This is a genomic window from Moritella marina ATCC 15381 (assembly GCF_008931805.1).
In the GTDB taxonomy this organism is placed as follows: domain Bacteria; phylum Pseudomonadota; class Gammaproteobacteria; order Enterobacterales; family Moritellaceae; genus Moritella; species Moritella marina.
The window spans coordinates 2,893,126-2,913,335 of sequence record NZ_CP044399.1 but is presented as its reverse complement, the minus strand read 5'-3'; the positions used below and the strand labels follow the sequence as shown (position 1 = coordinate 2,913,335).

Here is a 20,210-nt window from a genome sequence, read left to right as displayed (position 1 = left end):
CTATTGTTAGTGCTGGAAGATTAGTTTATCTGATCAAGTTTATACAGATTTGATCAGATCGATAAGTTGCTGTATTTCAGTTTCATCATTATAAATATGCGGTGATATTCGCATACCTTGCTGGCGGTTATCGACGCTAATATTATCTGCTATTAACGCTGATAATACCGCTTCTTGTTGTGAGCCAAAATGTAAAATTGCGGTGCCATTACGTTGAGTTTCTCGTGCTGGTGAAACTAATGCGGATGGAAAGGCATCGGCCAGCATGGTTAATAATCTTTGGTTATGTTGGCGTAATTTATCAATCCCTATTTGGGTAAAATATTCAATGCTATTTGCAGATATCACATAGGGCATGATAGAGGGCGTACCACCCCAAAACCGCAATGCCCCTTGATGGTCTTTAAAGTGATGAATATTAAACTCAAATGGCTGTTGATGTGAAAACCAACCGACATCTTTAGGCAAGCAATGTGCAAGTTGCGCTGGATTAACCCATAAATAACTGCTCCCAGGTCCCCCGCATAACCATTTTACACACGAACCTATCATAAAGTCTGGTCGTGTTGCCCTTAAATCTAACGGTATAATACCTGCTGACTGGGCCACGTCGACAATCGACAATACTTGATGTTGCCGCGCAAGAGTGAGTATGTCATCGAGTGGTGCTTGTTGACCGGTATTAGAATAAGCATGACTGATAAAAACCAGGTCAATACGATCATGCAGATACTCAGCCCAAACGAGCGGGTCGGTGATATCTAGGTTATTGGGAATAAAGGTGATTGTTGCTGTATCTGCGAGTGCCCGTTGCATTACAAATCCCATACTTGGAAAATCACTTTCACTCATTAATATCTGGGTATGTGGTTGTTGTAAACGTGCAACTGACATTAATACTTTGCTGAGCGCGCTGGATAGATTCACTTGTGGACAGAAATTATCGGCGTCGTCATTAAAGAGTTTACTCAAGGCCATTTGATAACGCGTGATCGCATTTAACCATTGCGGCCAAGGTTCGCTGTGGGAATCTTGCCAATGATCGAGAAAGTGGCTTTTGAACTGCTGTTCGGTGCTTTTAAGGGGGCGGCCAACAGAGTGGTTCAAAAGGTAGATATTATCTTTGAGTAAAAAATCATGTTTATACATAAGAGACCCTTTGTGTCATCGGGTGATAAGGTAATGGCACAAGGCCTAATTTAATGACGCCTGTAGCGTGAGAATGTCGTGATAGCGGGTTGCGATATCATTTCGTGGATTCGCCGCACGAAGATCTCGAAGCTTTTCTAATGACCGCAGTAATACGTGTAACGGCGGACCACTGGCCGTTAACTTGTTCATGTGCTGGGATTGCACCTTGCTCGCGGGTTGCGCGATATATTTATTCACCAGTTGGTCATGGTGTTGAATAGCAGTGGCGCCGTGCAATTCACAGACTGCTAAAAACACGGTTAAATTACGTTGGTACCAAGCTTGATTTTTATAATGTTGCTGACTAAGGAAGTCATCCATTAGATTTGAACCTTGCATGCAATTTCGTAATAGTTGCTGGTCTTCTGGCATCATGTAAGTGAATTTATCAACCAGCATTTGTGAGTAAAATGGTTCATTCGCGCGGCACAAGCCAAGCAACATGTCGACGATATTGATGCCGGCGAAATCACCAGCATTGGCACCACGATAAATCTGGGTACCGACACGATAAGGTTTGTAATAAGGGCGAACACAATGAAAGAAACGATCCGTATCGAGTTCACTGAATAAGATGGCGTTTGATTCAATCACCTCACTCAGTCCTTGTTTGGCCGCCAGTAATAAGTCATAACAAAGTGGGTGGGAGACACCCATGACATGTATTTTTTCTAGGGCTTCTGCGGCGCGTTTAAAGGCCAAAATGCTGCGGGTATTGTAATCGACAAATAAGCTTTCATCATGCAGGGTGGTAAAGCGTTTATAGATACCATTTTCAGCGACATTATGGGTGGTTAAATGAGCGGTAGAAAAGCGTGGTGCCATGCCTATTGTTGGTCCAAGGTGCATGGCAAGCGCTGATGCTTCGATAAGGGGGGAGCGGGTTTCTCGTGCGGGTTCTGTTAATTCATGACGACGACATGCGGCCATATACAATCCGACACTGCCGAGTAAATTAAAGGCGTTATCGAAATTCTGGCTAGTATTACCTTCAGCAAGTAAGACTTTTATGAGTGCGCGTCCCTCTGATTCAAGTTGACGTTTCAACCCCTCGCCAATACCCTCGACATTATCTCTGTCTTCTTGTTGCCAGTAGAGGCTTTCTAATTCGGTATTGATATCAACAAACGAACCTCGAATCCATTGATCAAATACCTGGGTCGCGTTACTACTGTGTTTCATTTTGTTATCTTTTGAGTGTGAATATTCGCTTGAATATTAACGCATTAAGTAATTTTTTTAGTGTATTCAAATTGTGACGAGCTTAGTGTGATTGAATCTTGGGTAGAAATATCCATTAGTCTTTAAGCTGTGTATTTTAATCGTTAAATAATAGTTTTTATGATATCTGCTTGATCCTGACAAAATTTACACTAGTTGACCCTAATCTCCACATTTTCTCCATATTTCCTTCTACCTTTTACGGTATTATAAGCTATCAAATTTTTAGGCTCGCTAGTCATGGATGATAGCAAGACACGCTCATTTTTATAGAAGAGATATAATGCATAAACGTACTTCCCTTGCGATCATTAGCGCACTGATGTTTAGTTTTTCGAGTTACACGATCCCAGTTCAGGCCAAAGGCGCTAAAGGTGGAAAAGGTCCTGAGCGTGTTGTATCTGTGTATACAGAAACGGTGCAATACCATGAAGTCTCACAATCTATCTCACTCATCGGTAAGTTACAGTCAACGCAGTTTGTCAGTGTGGCGCCAGAAGTCGCGGGCAAGGTTGATAGTATCAAGATCAAAGCTAATCAAACGGTGAAAGCTGGCCAGCTATTAGTACAACTTGATGACAGTAAAGCACAAGCAGCATTGCTAGAAGCGAAGGCTTATTATACTGACGAAAAACGTAAGCTAAATGAATATTCAACACTAGTAAAAAGTAACGCTATCACCCAAACTGAAGTATATGCACAATCAGCGATCGTTGCGATTGCGCAGGCGCGTTTAGCTGCAGCACAAGCTAATATGGATGATCATTATTTAACGGCGCCGTTTGCTGGCACTGTTGGCTTACTCGATTTTAGCCGTGGTAAAATGGTCTCTGTTGGTACTGAGCTACTTACTCTGGATGACTTATCGACAATGCAGCTCGATCTCGCGGTACCGGAACGTTATTTATCGCAACTATCTACGGGGATGGCAGTCACTTCAACCAGTCGTGCTTGGGATGGGCAATCGTTTAAAGGCGAGGTTGTAGCAATTGATTCTCGTATTAACGCGGAAACGCTCAACTTGCGTGTGCGGGTTAATTTTGAAAATAAAGATAACCACCTTAAGCCCGGCATGATGATGTCATCAAGTGTGGTTTTCCCTGCAATCAATGAACCTATTATTCCAGTGCAAGCGCTAGAATATTCAGGCACTAAGCGTTTTGTCTATGTGGTGGGAGACAATGAACGTGTTACTCGAACACAAGTATCACTTGGCGCGCGTATTGTTGATCAAGTATTGATTGAAGACGGTTTAGAAATTGGCGATCGTATTGTTGTCCAAGGTCTGGTTAATATGCGCAATGGACTACAAGTGAAAGATTTAACTGGCCAGCAGGAGACTAACTAATGTGGTTGTCTGATACTTCTGTCAAACGACCGGTTGTCGCGATAGTACTCAGCTTATTGTTGTGTGTTTTTGGCGCCGTGTCGTTTAGTAAACTTGCTGTACGTGAAATGCCGGATGTTGAAAGTCCTGTTGTGACCGTGATGACACGTTATGATGGTGCTGCAGCATCGATCATGGAAAGCCAAATAACCTCGATAATTGAAGATCAAATTACTGGTATTAGTGGTATCGATGAAGTGAAATCGGTGACGCGTAATGGTATGTCGCGTATCACAGTGACGTTCGATTTGGGCTGGAATCTAACCGAAGGTGTCAGTGATATTCGTGACGCGGTTGCCAAAGCACAGCGCAGCTTACCCGATGAAGCCGACGATCCTATCGTATCGAAAGATAATGGCAGTGGTGAGCCCTCGGTTTATATTAATTTAAATTCGACTGAAATGGATCGTACGCAGCTGACGGATTATGCCCAGCGGGTATTAGAAGATCGCTTTAGTCTGATCTCGGGCGTAAGCTCGGTTGATTTATCCGGCGGTTTATATCAGGTGATGTACGTTAAATTGTTCCCTGATTTAATGGCCGGTCGCGCCGTTACAACCAGCGATATTATTGATGCGCTAAAAACTGAAAATGTCGAGAATCCCGGTGGTGAAGTACGTAACGATACGACGGTGATGTCAGTACGTACTGCGCGTTTATATGCCGAACCACAAGACTTTGAATACCTGGTTGTGCGCACCACGAGTGACGGTTCGCCTGTGTATTTACGCGATGTCGCCCAAGTTTATGTTGGCGCTGAAAACGAAAGCTCTTCGTACAAAAGTAATGGTATCGTTAATCTCAGTTTAGGTGTGGTGACACAATCAGATGCTAACCCGCTCGACGTTGCGTCAGCGGTGCATGCAGAAGTTGATAAGATGCAAGGCTTCTTACCTAAAGGCATGAGCTTAGCGGTCGATTACGATTCAACAGTGTTTATTGACCAGTCAATTTCAGAGGTATATAGCACGCTCTTTATTACTGGTGGCCTAGTGGTATTAGTGCTGTACATCTTTATTGGTCAAGCGCGGGCGACACTGATCCCCGCGGTGACTGTGCCGGTGTCTTTGATTTCGTCATTTATCGCCGCTTATTATTTTGGCTTTTCAATTAACTTGATCACCTTAATGGCACTGATCTTATCCATTGGTTTGGTTGTTGATGATGCGATTGTGGTAGTCGAAAATATTTTCCATCATATTGAACAAGGCGAAAAACCATTATTAGCGGCCTATAAAGGCACACGCGAAGTGGGTTTTGCGGTTGTGGCGACAACCATGGTATTAGTGATGGTCTTCCTGCCTATTTCCTTTATGGATGGTATGGTTGGTCTGTTATTTACTGAGTTCTCAGTATTACTCGCAATGTCGGTGATCTTCTCGTCAGTGATAGCGTTGACGTTGACGCCAGTACTTGCCAGTAAAATGTTAAAATCAGAGCAAAAAACCAGTCGTTTCAGTGTGTGGATGGAAGGGGTATTCCAGTGCTTAGAGAACGGTTATCGCGGTATTGTTGCTAAGGCTGTGCAGTTTAGATTAGTTGCGCCTGTGGTTATTATTGCTTGTGTTGTTGGGAGTTTCTTGTTGATGAAGCAAGTACCATCACAGTTATCACCACAAGAAGATCGCGGGGTATTATTTGCCTTTGTGAAAGGGGCGGAAGGTACCAGTTTTAACCGTATGACAGCGAATATGGATATCGTTGAATCTCGCTTATTACCGCTTGTCGGTCAGGGTGTTATTAAGTCGTTTAATACTCAGGCACCTGCATTTGGTGGTCGCGCCGGAGATCAAACTGGCTTTGTGATCATCCTGCTTGAAGATTGGGCTGATCGTAATGTGAGTGCGGCTGAAGCATTGGGTATGGTTGCGAAAGCCTTGAAAGATATTCCTGATGTGATGGTTCGTCCATTAATGCCTGGTTTCCGTGGTGGTTCGAGTGATCCGGTACAATTTGTACTCGGTGGCTCTGATTATTCCGAGTTGGAAAAGTGGGCGGAGTTACTGAAAGCCAAAGCTGAAGAAGCGGGTGTGCTCGTTGGCGGTGATCTAGACTACTCAGAGAAAACCCCTGAACTTGTTGTCAGTATCGATAAAGAGCGTGCAGGTGAACTTGGTATCAGTGTTGATGAAGTATCGACAACGTTAGAGATCATGTTGGGCGGACGCAGCGAAACCAGTTATATCGAACGTGGTGAAGAATATGACGTGTACTTACGTGGTGATGAAAATAGCTTTAATAACGTGAATGATTTAAGCCAGATTTATATTCGTAGCGCCAAGGGGGATTTGATTACCTTAGATACCTTAACGACGATTGAAGAAGTGGCGTCGGCAAGTCGTCTATCGCACAATAATAAGCAAAAATCTATTACCTTAAGTGGCAGCATAGGTGATGGTTATACCTTGGGTGAAGTATTGGATTTCTTAGATGCACAGTCGGTGGAATCATTACCAAGTGATATTTCTATTGCTTATTCGGGCGAATCCAAGGACTTTAAAGAAAATCAGAGCAGTATTTTAATTGTCTTTGGCTTGGCTTTGCTGGTGGCTTATTTAGTATTAGCGGCGCAGTTTGAAAGCTTTATTAACCCAATGGTGGTGATGTTTACCGTACCTATGGGGGTATTTGGTGGTTTCTTAGGCTTGTATGCCATGGGCGGCGGACTGAATATTTACAGCCAAATTGGTATGATCATGCTGATTGGTATGGTGACTAAAAATGGTATTTTGATCGTTGAATTTGCCAATCAGTTACGCGATCGTGGTATTGCCATTGAACAAGCTATTATTGATGCGTCAGCGCGACGACTACGTCCGATCTTGATGACTGCATTCACGACGTTAGCGGGTTCTATACCGTTAATTCTATCGACGGGTGCGGGGTCTGAAAGTCGTATTGCTGTCGGTACCGTGGTGTTCTTTGGTATGGCATTTGCGACTTTAGTTACTTTACTGGTGATCCCGGCAATGTACCGTTTGATTTCTGGCACAACTCATTCACCTGGTTATGTTGAAGCGATGTTAGACGCAGAATTAGCAGAGCAAGCAGCAGAACAAGATGCTGAAGCAGAGGCGGATAAAGCGAAAAAGAAAGTAAGTGATGTGAGTATCGTAAAAGGTGTCGCTTAATCACCGTTTTTTAATATCGCTAATGTAGATATAAATAGCTCGTGAGCACATCGCGATCAGGTAGTGATGATAAGGGTAAGTATGATTAATATCATGCTTACCCTTTTTTGTGGTTAATCGGCCTGTCCAAATAAAAACTCTTCATTAGTTTCTAACCACTGTGGGTATTTTGCCATTGCTTTAGCAAAGCGTTGATCTTGTAAATGCTTGTTTAACCACTCACGTAAATGCGGTAAAGGCGCTTGTAGATACCATTGACGATCAACGCGCGCAAATTGGCGGATAAGCGGCAAAATAGCGTAATCGGCTAGGCTAACTTTATCACCCATTAAGTAGGCATGTTGGCTTAAGCGAGATTCCAGCATCATGGCATAATCAGCGCATTGGTTACGTAACGCAATTTCGTCATCGGAATGGTAACGCACTGCATATTTGTATTGACTCAATGCTGAAGTAAACACGGTATCGTGAACTTCAATCAAGGCGAGCATGGCTGGATAAGCATCAGAGCGTTCACTGTGAAGTAAGTTCAACGGGTCATTTTCATGCAGCGCCCAGATCATAATATCTAAACTTTCATCAATCACAGTGCCGTCATCGAGTACTAATACCGGTACGGTTGCTTTTGGTGATACAGCTAACATGGCGGCAGGTTTATTTTTCATTACCACAGCGCGTAGCATCACGCCCTGCTGCGCGAGTAGTAATCCTAATCGTGCGCGCATTGCATAAGGACAGTTTTGTAATGAGTATAAAATGGGCAATGACATGAAACATTTCCTTTGTATCGGGGAGGGCATAAAGTCTTGGTTTATCACTTGAAGCAGTGAGTGTGACAGGTGTTTTTTGATATTGATAGCAGTTAATTCTAATACCTAATTGTATATATTTTATATTCGATTTTTTAATTTTAAACGCAATATTATATAAAAAATAAAGCAGTATTATGACCCCATATCAAAACATAAACATATTAATTTATAGCGTGATTTATAAATTAGAACCTAGTTATCGAGGCTATTATGAACAAAGAACAAGTACAATACGTTATCCAATTATTACGCGAAGGTCATTCACTAACTGAAATTACTAAGTTAGCTAAAATTAACGTAATGTACGTGAGTGTTATCCGTAAATTAATGGTAATGGATTTACTAAACACTGAAGCGTAGATCATAATACCAATGATAAAGCGCTACAGTCTCTAGCGCTTTCTATTTTCCTGCATCATCGATTTTTTATCTGCTATTGCTATATCCTTGCCGTTTAATCCCTTCAGTATTCACACGCATTACAGCTCAAAATTGAAACGTAGAGTAAGGCCATTTCCGCGCTAGTACATTTACGGGTTTAGGCCTTTCTTTATGGTAATTTATTGTATTTAGTTGTTCTTGGCGTATGGTTAGAATTCTAATATCGTTATCGGGGTTATTATGGATAAGAAGCAAGTACAATATGTGATTAAGCTGCTACGTGAAGGGCATTCATTAACTAAAATTACTAAGTTAGCAAATATTAACGTGATGTACGTTAGTGTTATTCGCAAACTAATGGTGATGGATTTACTTGTCATGAAATAACTGGTCAGTAAAAAATTATGGCTATTGCGTAATTGATACGTTGAATAGCCATAGTGCTCACTGAGTTATCGCATCGTTCTGATATAGCTCTCAATATTAAAAATAAATATTTAAATCTACTCAGCTTTCTAAGACGCAGATATAACTTCTTCATGGTGCTGTTTTAATTGCTGATACAACACGTCTTTTAAATTAGCACGCTTTATTTTTAATTCTGTCATGTGCTTATCATCAGTCGGACTACCATCGATTTCTAATTGGCGAATGTCATAATCAAGAACATGATACTGTTTTGATTTTTCTCTGAATGATTCATTTTTATGATTTAAATGTACGATATCTTGTTTTAATTCTGGAAAGTCAAAAATAAGTGCATGATTCTCATTTAGCATGGTTTTTCCTCAAGAGTGAAAGTAAACGTTTACTCATTACAACGAACTGTCTACATATCAACTATAGCACTCCAGCCGTGACGAAAGTTGACCTAATCGAGGTTACAGATAATTCCAGGCGAAAAATCATGCTGCTATCGTATGGCTGTATTGAGGTTTTTCGGGCTGATATTTCTAGCTTAAAAGAGGAGTGGATAAATTATAAGTCGTGATAAGCGATTATGATATTAAGAGTTTGACGGGATTAACAAAAACGTACTTAATTAAAGTCGTTATACCTATATTTGTATATTCTTGACATATTAACAGCCTATTTCTTTAGGTGTACAAATTCATTAAGCCACAATAATAGCGGGGGTGCTTTCGCTATGCTGCATGACGTTCAAAGTGTCTACTTTGAAATAGGAATGATATATGTTGAATTATAGTGAAATAAATCAAATATTTAATCAAGATGAGGATACATCCATTCATCTTGATACCCTCTACAATGTTGCGATTGACAATTATCAAGGGTTGTCGCGATTATCAGTTATCATGATTAAGGATAATAACGCGTCTAATTATTTTGTACGCGATCGACTTTCGACAGCGCATAATGATGAGCTTTTTACTAAAAAAGTGAGTAAGGTTGGCGGTATTCCGATGATGATCAAGTCGCAATCAGAACGTATCATTAATGATTTATCTCATTTAACGCCAAACCCAAGGACATTGTTTTTATTGAACTGTGGTCATCGTAGTGGTTTTTCTTATCCTTTGTCATTTAAAGGTCAAGTGATTGCGATCGTGTTCTTTAATGCTTCTGAAGTAAATTTTTTTGCGAAGCGTTCTATACAGAAGGATATGTTATTTTTAGCCACGGTTATTCATTCTTTAATGGTTCGTCAATTTGAGAAAAAACAGTTTATCGATATTTCTTTAGCGATAGCCCTCAATATGGGGCATGTAAAGGATCCGGAAACCCAAGGTCACCTTAATCGTATGGAACGATATAGTTCAAAGTTGGCTTATTTATTGAGTGAAAAAAAAGAAATTGATCATGAGTTCATTCGTCGAATTGAAACCTTTGCGGCTTTTCATGATATTGGTAAGTATAAGATCCCCGATGAAATTTTATTCAGCTGTCATATTTTTACACCTGAAGAACGCAAGATCATGAATCAACATTGTGACCATGGTGTTGAGATTATCGATGAGGTATTGAGTCATTTTCCGGTGAGTATGCACTATGTTGAAGAGTATCGTTTCCTTAAAAATATTATTCTTCATCATCATGAACACTTCGACGGTAATGGTTATCCGATGGGATTAAAAGCAGAGGCAATTCCATTGGAAGCGAGGATTGTGATGGTTTCTGATGTATTTGATGCGCTATTAAGTAAACGTCTATATAAACAGGCTTGGAGTATTGATGAGGTGGTGACTTACATGGAGGCACATTCAGGTACTATGTTTGATCCTGATTGTGTTGATGCGCTGGTTACTCATCTTGCCGATTTTATTGTGATTTATGAAACTTATGCTGATGAATAAAATCGTTAAGAGTTAAACTGGCCTTTGTAAACTATTCTGATAACCATCGTTTGCAAGGTGTAACGGGAATCGGGTTTCTGTGTTTCCGTGTTTTGCTATGATTGTTATAGAATCTGCTTGTAATAAGGCTTTAAGCATTTCTGGCTGTATATCCGCTAAAATCAAATCGTTGACGGCATAAGTTGTTGTACTTAAATTAAATATGTCGCGTATCGCATTAAGTTCAACTTCAGTTAATATCTGATGATTGGTACTTTTTATCTGTGTATTCATTGTTTTGGTCATCATATTACCTTATTTGATCAAGTCATCGCCATTACGTAAACGCGATTAGATAGTGTGCATGTTCTGTTAGTGTAATCCCCGTTTACTTTATAGTCAGTCAGCTAAATTGATTAAAAGTTCGACACTTATTATTATTTTTACATTTTAATATAGCAATATGGTCTAAAAAAACATGGCTTATATCGCTAACTTATAGTTCAGTTTTAATTAACCTTATGTTAATTCCATTCTAATATTATTAACAAAAATGACAGGTTATACTGATTGCTCTTATAAATAGAGAGTTCCTATGTTTAAATCATTCACTAATTACTCATTCCAGAAAAAAGATTCATTATTTATTATTCTTGGTCTGCTGTGTTTAACGCCACTTATTTCATCACCTGTAGCGTTAATTCTTGGCTTTACACTCGCGACGTTAGGCTTTGTGCCGACCAGTATAGATTTAAGTGCGCTCACCAAAAAAACACTGGCGTATTCGATCGTCGGTTTAGGTTTCGGCATTAATTTAGATGAAGCGATTGTCGCCACGAAAGACGGCTTTGGTATTATTGTTACCTCGATATTTTGTACGCTGATACTGGGGTGGTTTTTAACGAAAGCGTTTAAAATAGATAAAAAAACGGGGTATTTAATTTCTGCGGGTACGGCTATTTGTGGTGGCAGTGCGATTGCAGCGGTAGCGCCGGCGATTAATGCTAAAAATGATCAAACGTCTCTGGCATTAGCGGTTGTATTCATTCTTAACTCAGTGGCTTTGTTTGTTTTTCCTGTGATTGGTCATCTATTAGAAATGAGTCAGCATGCATTTGGTGTGTGGAGCGCGATTGCGATTCACGATACGTCATCTGTGGTTGGTGCTGCGTCTGCTTATGGTGATGAGGCCTTGTTAACCGCGACAACATTAAAGCTAGCCCGCGCATTGTGGATAATTCCAGTTGCGTTTATTAGTGCGTTGTTATTTAAAGGCGATAGTAAAAAGATAACCGTGCCATTCTTTATTTTGTTTTATTGTTTCGCTATTTTTATTGCTTATGCACTACCTGATTATCAGGTTTTATATCAAGGTATTTTTAATATATCGAAGCAAGTATTAGTGATGTGCTTATTCTTGATTGGCGCTGGCATCACGGTGAAAAAAGTGAAAGATGCGGGTGTAAAACCATTAGTATTGGGCGTACTACTATGGATTGTTATTAGCACGAGCTCGTTGGTGTACATACTCTATTTTATGTAAGTAATAATTATTAGTCATAAATAGGCATAAAAAAAGCCCTATAAATAGTAATAAAAAGGAGGTTGTTTAACCTCCTTAATTTATGTTCGCACATTGCTTTTTTTAACATTGAATAAATAACCAATGAGTAATGAAAATGCGACAAGGTCGAGCGCTGATGATATAAGTCCTTGGGTAAATACCGATAGTAATATACACAAAAATACCAGTGTGATTATTAATTTATTAGTCAAAACATTAGCTCCTTTTATTAATGCTTAGACGTATTATTGGAGCAAATAAGGCTAAATAGGAAATACCATAAACTTATAACTCATAACTATTTTGTAAAGACACTTGTTGTTTTAACCAGGTTTTAAAGCATTCAATGGCAGGTGAGTGATGATGCTGAATTAAGTAATAGCCCGCCTTAGCATCGATAGGGGTGAATGGTGAGGCCAAGCCTTCTTTCGCTAAATCGGCCGTGGTTAAACCGGTATTAAATAGCGCACAACGGGCTAATGCGACACCTAATCCAGCGGCGGCTGCAGCCATCGCCATATCGGTACGATTGAAATAATGACCGTGTTTACTCAGGGCTTTTTGGCTTTTGCTGGTTAGCGACATTTGCTGCAACCAAAATTGCCACTCCACATTTTTGTTGGCATGTTGCCAGGGCATGGCGTCATGCAACAATGTCATATTCTGCCACAGTAAGGGATCCGCAAAGCGGGTAAGATTATGGGTATTATCACTGACGCTTAAATCAAACTTGCGCATATATTGCGGACTCATTACCGGTAATAATTGTTCCGCTAATAATAATTCGGCATTAATTTTTTTATCATTTGATTGATAAGGTGTTTGTCCGTAATCGATAGCCAGATCAAAATTGCTATCGTTATGATCGACTAATGCCCCTTCGGCAAAGGTGTGGATCTTGATATCAGGATATTGCTGATAGAAATCCTGCAAGCGCGGCACTAACCATTTATATGCAAAAGACGGAGTCAGTTTTAGGTGGATATCTCCTGCGTGACGATTGGCTTGTTGCAGTTGACTAATCATGTCGCCAATATCCGTTAAGCTTTGTTCGACAACCTGATGTAATTGCTGTCCTGTCGGGGTTAAGCGAATACCGCGAGAGTGGCGTTCAAATAAGGTTAACTGTAAATTTTGTTCCAGTTGTTTTATTTGTTGGCTGATCGCACCTGTGGTGATATGCAATTTTTCAGCAGCTTGAGTGAAACTATGGCAGCTTGCTGTTGTTGTAAATGTGGCTAAACCGGAGAGCAGATTATCGTTCACTTTTATCATCAAATACCTCTTGGCACACGCTTGCGTTTAGTTTTACTAAAGGCTGATATTAATACTTATGGATTGTTAAGTAAATGTAACCATCTTATGCTGCGTGATTATTCATTCTCGATGGTCGGTATAAATGGAAGTCATGGTATTAGGGTGTGGGGTTGTTGGCTTAACGTCGGCGTGGTATCTAGCACAAGCTGGACATGATGTGACAGTCATCGATCGTCAGCCAAGAGGGGCAGAGGAAACCAGTTTTGCTAATGCAGGCCAGATTTCTTATGGCTATTCTTCGCCTTGGGCGGCGCCTGGTATACCGGTTAAAGCGATCAAATGGTTAGCGCAAAAACATGCGCCTTTAAAAATTAAGCCGGGGTTGTCACCTGACCTGTATCTATGGGCTGCAAAAATGTTAGCCAACTGTAATCCTCGCAGTTATGAAGTGAATAAAGCGCGAATGTTGCGTATTGCTAACTATAGTCGCGACTGTTTGATTGATTTACGCCAGCAACAAAACTTGGCCTACGAAGGTCGACAACAAGGTACGTTACAGGTGTTTCGTCATGAATCTCAATTGGCAGCGATAGCAAAGGACATTAAAATATTGGCAGATAGCGGCACGGTATATCAAACGTTAGATGTTGCTGGTTGTCTCGCTGTCGAGCCGGGTTTGGCTGGTGTTAAGAATAAAATTGTCGGTGGATTACGTTTACCTGATGATGAAACGGGAGACTGTTATTTGTTTTGCCAGCAATTGACTGCATTAGCACAAGCTGCAGGAGTTAAATTTAAATTTGATGTGACGGTGAATAAATTGAACCATCAGAATGACAACATTAGTTCGGTGAGTACCAATGTAGGAGAGTTAACGGCTGATGCTTATGTTGTCGCGATGGGGAGTTATTCATCAGCGTTAATCGATCCGATTTTGTCGCCATTTGGACTCGCTATGCCGATTTATCCGGTAAAAGGCTATTCACTCACTGTGCCGATTGTGGATAGCAGTCAAGCACCGGTTTCAACTGTGATGGATGAAACCTATAAAGTAGCTATGACGCGTTTTGATAAGCGCATTCGGGTTGCGGGAACGGCTGAATTGGCGGGATATAATTTAGATTTAACCGATTCTCGTAAAGACACAATTGCGATGGTCATAAATGACTTATTTCCCCATGCGGGTGATATGAGCCAAGCGGAGTTTTGGACTGGGTTACGCCCGATGACGCCCGATGGCACGCCGATTATTGGTCGCACGCCAGTTGCTAATTTATTTACTAATTGCGGTCATGGCACCTTGGGCTGGACGATGGCGTGTGGTTCTGCGCGTTACCTTGCAGATATTGTCAGTGGCGTTACACCCGATATCGATAGTTGTGATTTAGATGTTTACCGCTACGGCCGCTAATGCTGTCTAGATAATATGTTCTAAGCCGTGCTATCTAAACAGCTCTGCATGGTGGCTGGCTAAAAATTTAGCCCCCATCTCATAGCCCATTTTATAATCGGCGGCTAAGGCCTCATCACTACTTCCCAGAATACGACTTGCGAGTGGCTGTGGTGGCGCTATTTCAATTATCTGCGTATCCGTTGGCGGGGTATGAATAAAGTCTACCGCATCACTGTAGGCATTTTCATGACCGGTAATAATATCGAGTACTTTTGGACAACGTTGTGAACTACACACCCAAGATTTGAGTTTATGCGCCCATGGCGTGCGTGTATTTTGATGTGCAGGCACGGTGCGTAATACAATTATTTTTTTTGCGCCACGATGATACGCTTCTTGAATTGGAATTGGTAATGCCACGCCGCCGTCAACGTAATGGCCATCGCCAATCGCCACACCTTTCTTATACAAATAGGGTAATGCACTGGATGCTTTCAACATGGTAAGCCAATTCTCTGTTGTCGGTTCAAGGAATACGGGGCAAAATCCATTAATCGTGGTCGCTGAAAAGAGCAATTGGCGGTTTTTCAGTTGTGCTTGTGCGCAGTTCATATTGAGCTGGTATTCAGGATCATTCACTTTATCAAAATACCAATCAAGATCGACAGTATTACGTCCTGATAGCGGGCGTTTCATATCAAAAAATGCAGGGTGCTTGGAAAGTTGCATGATGGAACGTTTAGCATGTCCTGATTGTTTAGTCATGTAACTGGATAAATTCTGGGCGCCAGCGGATGTACCGATCAGTAAGGAAAAGGGGTTAAAGTTATTGGCTAACCAACTGTCTAAGATACCCGCAGTAAAAATACCGCGTTGTCCGCCACCTTCGACAACTAGTGCTGCATCTTTTATGGGGGTAGTGGCGTCGCAGCTTGCGATATTGGTTAAAGTATTATTGTGTGGTTGGCTCATCTTTCCTCCTGCGGTAGCAAGAAGGTAATTTACCTTACAATTAAGCAAAGGTTAATTCGATTGTTTATTGTGAATTGATAGTTTTTGTTAATGGATTGGTTTTGTAAATGGATAGATGTTGTGAATGGATGATAGGTGAATGGATTAATGACATGAACCCGTACAAGGCGAATGTCATTAATCGTTGGCGCGTATTTTACGCCTCATTATTTTTTAAAAAGCTTAGTTTAAATAGTCTTGTTGGCTAACACTGTTAACGAGTAATTCAGGTTTAATTTTTTGTAAACTCGCGGTAATAATTTGGCGTACGCGTTCTCGAGACATAAATAGGCGTTCACCAATCGCGTTAAGCGTCTGGGGTTCTTCTCTTCCTAAACCAAATCTAAGTTCGACAATCTCTCTGTCACGATCGCAAAGGTGACTTAATACTTCGATTAGATAACTAGAGGTATCAGTATTTTCTATTTCATCATTAGGTTTGCAAATAGAGCTATCTTCAATAAGGTCGACTAATGCAGTATTTGATTCATTTTTGGTGGCGATTGTTTTGTCCAAACTTGCTTCCGTGAAGTAGTAAGAAAGTACATTGACCACGTCCTCGAATTGCAGTTCTAAGTTAGTCGCAATTGTTTGTAAGTCATTATTACATTTTAAATCGAGTACTTCCTCACGGGCATTTTTGAGAATGCGTTTGTAGGTTTTTCCGATGTGAATCGGTACGCGAATAGTGCGTGATTGATTCATGATAAAACGTTCGATATTGTTTTTAATCCACCATACCGCGTAAGTTGAGAATCGGAACCCTTTAGTGGCATCGAATTTTTCAACGGCGTGAATTAAGCCTGTATTACCTTCTTGGATTATATCAACAAGTGACAATGAAGTATGTTGATAGCGTTTAGCGATATTGATAACTAAGCGCAAGTTGGATTGGATCATACGTTGACGTGCTTTTTGATCACCTTCATGCGCAGCAATGGCAGTATCGTACTCTTGTTCCTTCGTGAGTAGGACACTGGTTTTGTTGACTTGTTGCATGTAAAGATCTAATGCGTTTGATTCGTTAAGTAATTCCATTTTTTAACCCCCAACGTATTTTATTCGTGATATTTTCTCATCCCTGAAAAATACGTATTTCTGTGACAATAGAAGATATTCGTAGTCGTGACAGCTTGTCTAATTATAATCCTCCTAATTTAAAAATATAGATAGCGGTAAAAATGGAAAAGAGGTCATGTTGTGAATAGGTTAAAAGAATAGAACAAATAGGAGTGATGTCTGACCAGTTTTTAGTAATTTCTATCTATTTTTGTATATGGGGGGCACATTTATACGGATATATGTTCTATATCAATTTAATCTGGCTAGTTAGGTAGAAAATAATGACTTACATATGTGCTTTACGTTCTTCTTCGCATTCATATGACGCCATTTCAAATATGCGGCATACCCAAGGTCTGTTCTCATAGATAGTGCACATCAATGTATCCCTATCGAGCGCAGCACACCAACCATCATGACCTTGTGCCATAACTTGGCCACCCCAATCATCCGTAGTGATATAACGCTTAGGTACACCTGTATCTGTCAGTAGCATTACCTCTAGGCGGCAGCAGCATGCTTCACAGTTTGAGCAGGTGATTTCTGTCACGGGTAGATTGGTTATTTCAATGGTCATTATTATACCTTTTCTACCGGTTTAATGCGGTTATTAACAAACTCATGGGCAGAAGGGGCAATATCAGCGCCTTCAGATTGTCTACCTAGGTTGGCAGCTGCAATTAAGGTTGCGCCGGAACCGAAGAAGGGATCAATAACAAGGTCATCGACATTTGAACTTTGCGTGATCAATTTTTCGATCAAAGGCACTGGTTTTTCGGTCGGGTAACCACGCCATACACGTTTTTCTTGTAGTACATCGGGCATACCTAAATCATTTAATTTACGTTTGCCTTTTTCGAAAAATAAAATAAATTCATAACGCGCACGATAATGATACCCCATGCCAATGGCACACTTATCCCAGACGATCGGTTTCCAAAACTTAAATCCGAGCTCTTCGGCAATAGGTTTAATCACAAACATGGTTTCTTGATCGCAAAATAAATAGAAGTGACTGTTTTTTTTCAGTACTCGATAAATTTGTTCAATTAATGCAGGAAAATCACTATTAGGAAAAATATCAAACCATTGGTTACTCGAACCCGCACTTTTTTTTAAGCGAGTCGTGGTGCCTATTTTACGGTGTTTTTCTAAGGACTCATAAGGGGGATCTGTTATTACGAGGTCCACACTGTCATTTGGAAGGCTCTTTAACCAGTCTACTGCATCAATCTTATGTAGCTTCATTTATTTATTTTCAATATATGTGCAGGTGACTGCATGAATTAGGGCGCCATGTTATCAGGTAAAGTCTGTAAACAGTAGTGTTGCATTCGGCAGGTAAAAATAGGCGTGAATTTTGATGCGAAATTATTGTTAGGTGCTACGTAAAATGACAGGGGGCATGGTGCCCCCTGTCGGTATTATTCTTCGCCGTAATCTAAATCTTCGTCTTCTTCATTGATCACGCGAATGCCATCTTTTACCAAGATTTCGATATAGAAAGATGCGTCTTTGTTCAGGTCTCCGCCATCAATAGATTTATTGATTTCTGATAGGTGAATTACCTGCGCTTCTTGTTCTGTTGCGCCATACTTACAATCAAAGTCCCAGTAATCTACGCCTTTAGGAAGCGTTTTTTTACGCTCTCTTTTGATATATTTTCTGATTTCGCTTTTTATAGCTTCAACTTGGCGAGCTGGAATAATTTTTGGGTGATTTAGTACAAACGTTTTTTTCATTTTTACCCTTTAAAGAATGACTGAATATTTCATAACATGGGGGATTATATCAGGGAAAAGAATAAATGGGGTGAAGAGTACACTTTGTCTGCACTTTTAATCGTGTTAGCCGTCGTTATTACTGACCATTAAGCATAAAAGTAGTGGGGTTGATGATGAAATATAATTTTTTAATACTCTTCTTTATACTATTAACCTCGACTGCGCAGGCGAGTTATTGTAGTGGTAAAAATTGGCAAGATACCTATCAATTTTACACCCTGAACATCGATTTACTTAATACGCATATTGATAGTTATAACGCCTTACTGAGTAAAGTTAACTTGTCTGACGAGGACGAGCAAAAATCACTCGATATAAAGTCTGCAATTAATGCGTTAGATGAACTCAATATTGATGTGGAAATATTAGCGCGTAAATTTGATAATGCGGAAAAACTCTGGCAGTTAATCAGTAAGCATTGTTTAGATGATGATGAACCTGACTACAATAACAAGGCGATTGAAAATGCACGTGGGGCTGAAATCGGTCGCACTGAGGTTTATGACTTGCTGTCTAAAATTGCATCCTTAAGAATTTACTTTTTCAAGCTGTTGAACTAATTGATAATTAATGTTAATTAAAAAAATTTACGCTAAATTACAATTTATTCTTTTGCCAAATTAATCACTTTATGATAATTATTAGCTTCATAAATATTCTTATAGAAGGTCATAATGACACTGTTAATAATTTACGCTGTAATCTCGATTGTGGTTTCGTTTATTTGTTCTATCTTAGAGGCTTCATTACTAAGTATGACACCAAGCTATATCGCTAAAATGCAACGTGAAGATCCTAAACTTGCAACAAAACTAGCTAAGTTGAAAGACAATCTCGATCGTCCTTTAGCAGCAATTTTAACACTTAATACGGTGGCCCATACTGCGGGTGCTGCTGGTGTAGGTGCGCAAGTAACGGCTATGTATGGTAGTGCATATTTAGGTATAGCATCTGCTGTGATGACGGTATTAATTTTGGTTTTGTCAGAAATTATCCCTAAAACAATGGGCGCGACATATTGGCGACAACTGGCGCCATCAAGTGTCAATATATTGAATACGATGATTTTCTGCTTAAAACCGTTTATCTTTATGTCAGAGCAAATCACCCGTCGTATCGGCAAAGGTCATAGTCATGACATTGATATGCGAGAAGAAATTATAGCGATGGCAGATGTCGCAAAAGATACTAATGAGATTAATGACGATGAAAGTAGGGTTATTTGTAATATATTAGATCTTCAAAACGTTAAAGTGAAAGACATTATGACACCACGAGGTGTGGTCTCGAGTGTTGATGCCAATATGAATGTGAGCGATTTTGACGCTTTAATTACGAATATTCCTTTTAGTCGTTTACCATTATTGACCAACGATGAGTTCTTTGGTTATGTGCATAAATCAGATATTTTACAGCATGACGGTGATACTAAACTGCTCACGTTAGCCAAACCACTCGAAGTGTATTTGCCGACGCAAAACGCCGAACATGTCTTTAATGATATGTTACGCTCTCGAAATCATCTGGCGAGTATTCATGATGAATTAGGTACTTGGTTAGGTATTATCACGATGGAAGATATTTTGGAAACTATCTTAGGTCGAGAAATTGTCGATGAAAGTGATACTAATGTTGATATGCGTAAGATTGCTAAAGCGAAATGGCAGAAACGATTAGCTAAATAATCGCTACTGTTGTGAAGCGATAGCTAGAAAATACTGG

General features: G+C 40.2%; 20 protein-coding genes. 9 read left to right on the top strand and 11 right to left on the bottom strand.

Translation table 11 applies throughout. The features are described from left to right. Positions 1 to 39: 39 nt before the first annotated feature. Both FR932_RS12990 and FR932_RS12985 read right to left on the bottom strand, forming a co-directional pair. On the bottom strand, positions 40 to 1,149 hold the full coding sequence (locus FR932_RS12990; protein ID WP_019439538.1) for an aminotransferase class V-fold PLP-dependent enzyme: 1,110 nt from the start codon (positions 1,147 to 1,149) through the stop codon (positions 40 to 42). A 45-nt stretch (positions 1,150 to 1,194) separates the two neighbouring features. Then, positions 1,195 to 2,373, bottom strand: coding sequence for a PrnB family protein (locus FR932_RS12985; protein WP_019439537.1), 1,179 nt, complete (start codon positions 2,371 to 2,373; stop codon positions 1,195 to 1,197). Positions 2,374 to 2,695: 322 nt separating this feature from the next. Between FR932_RS12985 and FR932_RS12980 the strand changes: the two genes are divergently transcribed. Continuing rightward, entirely contained in the window at positions 2,696 to 3,760 is a 1,065-nt protein-coding gene (locus FR932_RS12980) for an efflux RND transporter periplasmic adaptor subunit (protein ID WP_019439536.1), read from the top strand. Further along, on the top strand, positions 3,760 to 6,930 hold the full coding sequence (locus FR932_RS12975) for a multidrug efflux RND transporter permease subunit (RefSeq protein WP_019439535.1): 3,171 nt from the start codon (positions 3,760 to 3,762) through the stop codon (positions 6,928 to 6,930). Before FR932_RS12980 ends, FR932_RS12975 begins: the two co-directional genes overlap by 1 nt. A gap of 113 nt (positions 6,931 to 7,043) precedes the next feature. Here FR932_RS12975 and FR932_RS12970 read toward each other — a convergent pair whose 3' ends face one another. Beyond that, positions 7,044 to 7,700: a glutathione S-transferase gene (locus FR932_RS12970; RefSeq protein WP_019439534.1), complete on the bottom strand. Its 657-nt coding sequence runs from the start codon at positions 7,698 to 7,700 to the stop codon at positions 7,044 to 7,046. A gap of 252 nt (positions 7,701 to 7,952) precedes the next feature. Between FR932_RS12970 and FR932_RS21495 the strand changes: the two genes are divergently transcribed. After that, on the top strand, positions 7,953 to 8,102 hold the full coding sequence (locus FR932_RS21495; protein ID WP_019439533.1) for a hypothetical protein: 150 nt from the start codon (positions 7,953 to 7,955) through the stop codon (positions 8,100 to 8,102). A gap of 261 nt (positions 8,103 to 8,363) precedes the next feature. Then, complete coding sequence (locus FR932_RS21490; protein ID WP_019439532.1) at positions 8,364 to 8,510, top strand: hypothetical protein; 147 nt, start codon at positions 8,364 to 8,366, stop codon at positions 8,508 to 8,510. A gap of 128 nt (positions 8,511 to 8,638) precedes the next feature. On the opposite strand, the gene FR932_RS12965 is transcribed toward FR932_RS21490, so the two are convergent. Then, positions 8,639 to 8,902: an HP1242/YdcH family protein gene (locus FR932_RS12965; RefSeq protein WP_019439531.1), complete on the bottom strand. Its 264-nt coding sequence runs from the start codon at positions 8,900 to 8,902 to the stop codon at positions 8,639 to 8,641. Between the two features lie 414 nt (positions 8,903 to 9,316). Here FR932_RS12965 and FR932_RS12960 point away from each other — a divergent pair, with 414 nt between their 5' ends. After that, the gene (locus tag FR932_RS12960) at positions 9,317 to 10,438 is read left to right on the top strand and encodes an HD domain-containing phosphohydrolase (protein WP_019439530.1); all 1,122 of its coding nucleotides are present in this window, start codon (positions 9,317 to 9,319) and stop codon (positions 10,436 to 10,438) included. A 12-nt stretch (positions 10,439 to 10,450) separates the two neighbouring features. Here FR932_RS12960 and FR932_RS12955 read toward each other — a convergent pair whose 3' ends face one another. Continuing rightward, the gene (locus FR932_RS12955) at positions 10,451 to 10,726 is read right to left on the bottom strand and encodes a hypothetical protein (protein WP_240532324.1); all 276 of its coding nucleotides are present in this window, start codon (positions 10,724 to 10,726) and stop codon (positions 10,451 to 10,453) included. A gap of 286 nt (positions 10,727 to 11,012) precedes the next feature. Between FR932_RS12955 and FR932_RS12950 the strand changes: the two genes are divergently transcribed. Continuing rightward, positions 11,013 to 11,960 carry a YeiH family protein gene (locus FR932_RS12950; protein WP_019439528.1) on the top strand — a complete coding sequence of 316 codons (948 nt, stop codon included), beginning with the start codon at positions 11,013 to 11,015 and terminating at the stop codon, positions 11,958 to 11,960. Positions 11,961 to 12,266: 306 nt separating this feature from the next. Here the strand turns inward: FR932_RS12950 and FR932_RS12945 are convergent, their stop codons facing one another. Then, the gene (locus FR932_RS12945; protein ID WP_019439527.1) at positions 12,267 to 13,256 is read right to left on the bottom strand and encodes a LysR family transcriptional regulator; all 990 of its coding nucleotides are present in this window, start codon (positions 13,254 to 13,256) and stop codon (positions 12,267 to 12,269) included. A gap of 124 nt (positions 13,257 to 13,380) precedes the next feature. Between FR932_RS12945 and FR932_RS12940 the strand changes: the two genes are divergently transcribed. Continuing rightward, entirely contained in the window at positions 13,381 to 14,649 is a 1,269-nt protein-coding gene (locus FR932_RS12940) for a D-amino acid dehydrogenase (protein ID WP_019439526.1), read from the top strand. A 30-nt stretch (positions 14,650 to 14,679) separates the two neighbouring features. Here FR932_RS12940 and FR932_RS12935 read toward each other — a convergent pair whose 3' ends face one another. The 5 genes from FR932_RS12935 to FR932_RS12915 all read right to left on the bottom strand — a co-directional run bounded on the left by FR932_RS12935 (position 14,680) and on the right by FR932_RS12915 (position 18,446). Then, on the bottom strand, positions 14,680 to 15,603 hold the full coding sequence (locus tag FR932_RS12935; RefSeq protein ID WP_019439525.1) for a patatin-like phospholipase family protein: 924 nt from the start codon (positions 15,601 to 15,603) through the stop codon (positions 14,680 to 14,682). A gap of 222 nt (positions 15,604 to 15,825) precedes the next feature. Beyond that, positions 15,826 to 16,680 (bottom strand): sigma-70 family RNA polymerase sigma factor, encoded by an 855-nt coding sequence (locus tag FR932_RS12930; protein WP_019439524.1) that lies wholly within the window; start codon positions 16,678 to 16,680, stop codon positions 15,826 to 15,828. Positions 16,681 to 16,990: 310 nt separating this feature from the next. Then, entirely contained in the window at positions 16,991 to 17,281 is a 291-nt protein-coding gene (locus tag FR932_RS12925; protein ID WP_019439523.1) for a YkgJ family cysteine cluster protein, read from the bottom strand. Between the two features lie 2 nt (positions 17,282 to 17,283). Then, positions 17,284 to 17,952 carry a DNA-methyltransferase gene (locus FR932_RS12920; RefSeq protein WP_019439522.1) on the bottom strand — a complete coding sequence of 223 codons (669 nt, stop codon included), beginning with the start codon at positions 17,950 to 17,952 and terminating at the stop codon, positions 17,284 to 17,286. Between the two features lie 176 nt (positions 17,953 to 18,128). Next, the gene (locus tag FR932_RS12915; protein WP_019439521.1) at positions 18,129 to 18,446 is read right to left on the bottom strand and encodes a DUF6172 family protein; all 318 of its coding nucleotides are present in this window, start codon (positions 18,444 to 18,446) and stop codon (positions 18,129 to 18,131) included. A 152-nt stretch (positions 18,447 to 18,598) separates the two neighbouring features. On the opposite strand from FR932_RS12915, the gene FR932_RS12910 reads away from it, so the two are divergent. Both FR932_RS12910 and FR932_RS12905 read left to right on the top strand, forming a co-directional pair. Next, a complete protein-coding gene (locus FR932_RS12910; RefSeq protein WP_019628823.1) occupies positions 18,599 to 19,048 on the top strand; it encodes a hypothetical protein in 450 nt (149 codons plus the stop codon). Between the two features lie 114 nt (positions 19,049 to 19,162). Then, positions 19,163 to 20,173, top strand: coding sequence for a CNNM domain-containing protein (locus tag FR932_RS12905; protein WP_019439519.1), 1,011 nt, complete (start codon positions 19,163 to 19,165; stop codon positions 20,171 to 20,173). Positions 20,174 to 20,210 lie beyond the last annotated feature (37 nt).

Bases quoted from the DNA above. Each gene is read 5' to 3' on its own strand.
- FR932_RS12920 (WP_019439522.1), bottom strand. From the start codon at position 17,952: ATGAAGCTACATAAGATTGATGCAGTAGACTGGTTAAAGAGCCTTCCA.
- FR932_RS12905 (WP_019439519.1), top strand. From the start codon at position 19,163: ATGACACTGTTAATAATTTACGCTGTAATCTCGATTGTGGTTTCGTTT.
- FR932_RS21495 (WP_019439533.1), top strand. From the start codon at position 7,953: ATGAACAAAGAACAAGTACAATACGTTATCCAATTATTACGCGAAGGT.
- FR932_RS12950 (WP_019439528.1), top strand. From the start codon at position 11,013: ATGTTTAAATCATTCACTAATTACTCATTCCAGAAAAAAGATTCATTA.
- FR932_RS12970 (WP_019439534.1), bottom strand. From the start codon at position 7,700: ATGTCATTGCCCATTTTATACTCATTACAAAACTGTCCTTATGCAATG.
- FR932_RS12975 (WP_019439535.1), top strand. From the start codon at position 3,760: ATGTGGTTGTCTGATACTTCTGTCAAACGACCGGTTGTCGCGATAGTA.
- FR932_RS12945 (WP_019439527.1), bottom strand. From the start codon at position 13,256: ATGATAAAAGTGAACGATAATCTGCTCTCCGGTTTAGCCACATTTACA.
- FR932_RS12985 (WP_019439537.1), bottom strand. From the start codon at position 2,373: ATGAAACACAGTAGTAACGCGACCCAGGTATTTGATCAATGGATTCGA.
- FR932_RS12955 (WP_240532324.1), bottom strand. From the start codon at position 10,726: ATGATGACCAAAACAATGAATACACAGATAAAAAGTACCAATCATCAG.
- FR932_RS12915 (WP_019439521.1), bottom strand. From the start codon at position 18,446: ATGAAAAAAACGTTTGTACTAAATCACCCAAAAATTATTCCAGCTCGC.
- FR932_RS12990 (WP_019439538.1), bottom strand. From the start codon at position 1,149: ATGTATAAACATGATTTTTTACTCAAAGATAATATCTACCTTTTGAAC.
- FR932_RS12965 (WP_019439531.1), bottom strand. From the start codon at position 8,902: ATGCTAAATGAGAATCATGCACTTATTTTTGACTTTCCAGAATTAAAA.
- FR932_RS12925 (WP_019439523.1), bottom strand. From the start codon at position 17,281: ATGACCATTGAAATAACCAATCTACCCGTGACAGAAATCACCTGCTCA.
- FR932_RS12910 (WP_019628823.1), top strand. From the start codon at position 18,599: ATGATGAAATATAATTTTTTAATACTCTTCTTTATACTATTAACCTCG.
- FR932_RS12980 (WP_019439536.1), top strand. From the start codon at position 2,696: ATGCATAAACGTACTTCCCTTGCGATCATTAGCGCACTGATGTTTAGT.
- FR932_RS12935 (WP_019439525.1), bottom strand. From the start codon at position 15,603: ATGAGCCAACCACACAATAATACTTTAACCAATATCGCAAGCTGCGAC.
- FR932_RS12940 (WP_019439526.1), top strand. From the start codon at position 13,381: ATGGAAGTCATGGTATTAGGGTGTGGGGTTGTTGGCTTAACGTCGGCG.
- FR932_RS21490 (WP_019439532.1), top strand. From the start codon at position 8,364: ATGGATAAGAAGCAAGTACAATATGTGATTAAGCTGCTACGTGAAGGG.
- FR932_RS12930 (WP_019439524.1), bottom strand. From the start codon at position 16,680: ATGGAATTACTTAACGAATCAAACGCATTAGATCTTTACATGCAACAA.
- FR932_RS12960 (WP_019439530.1), top strand. From the start codon at position 9,317: ATGTTGAATTATAGTGAAATAAATCAAATATTTAATCAAGATGAGGAT.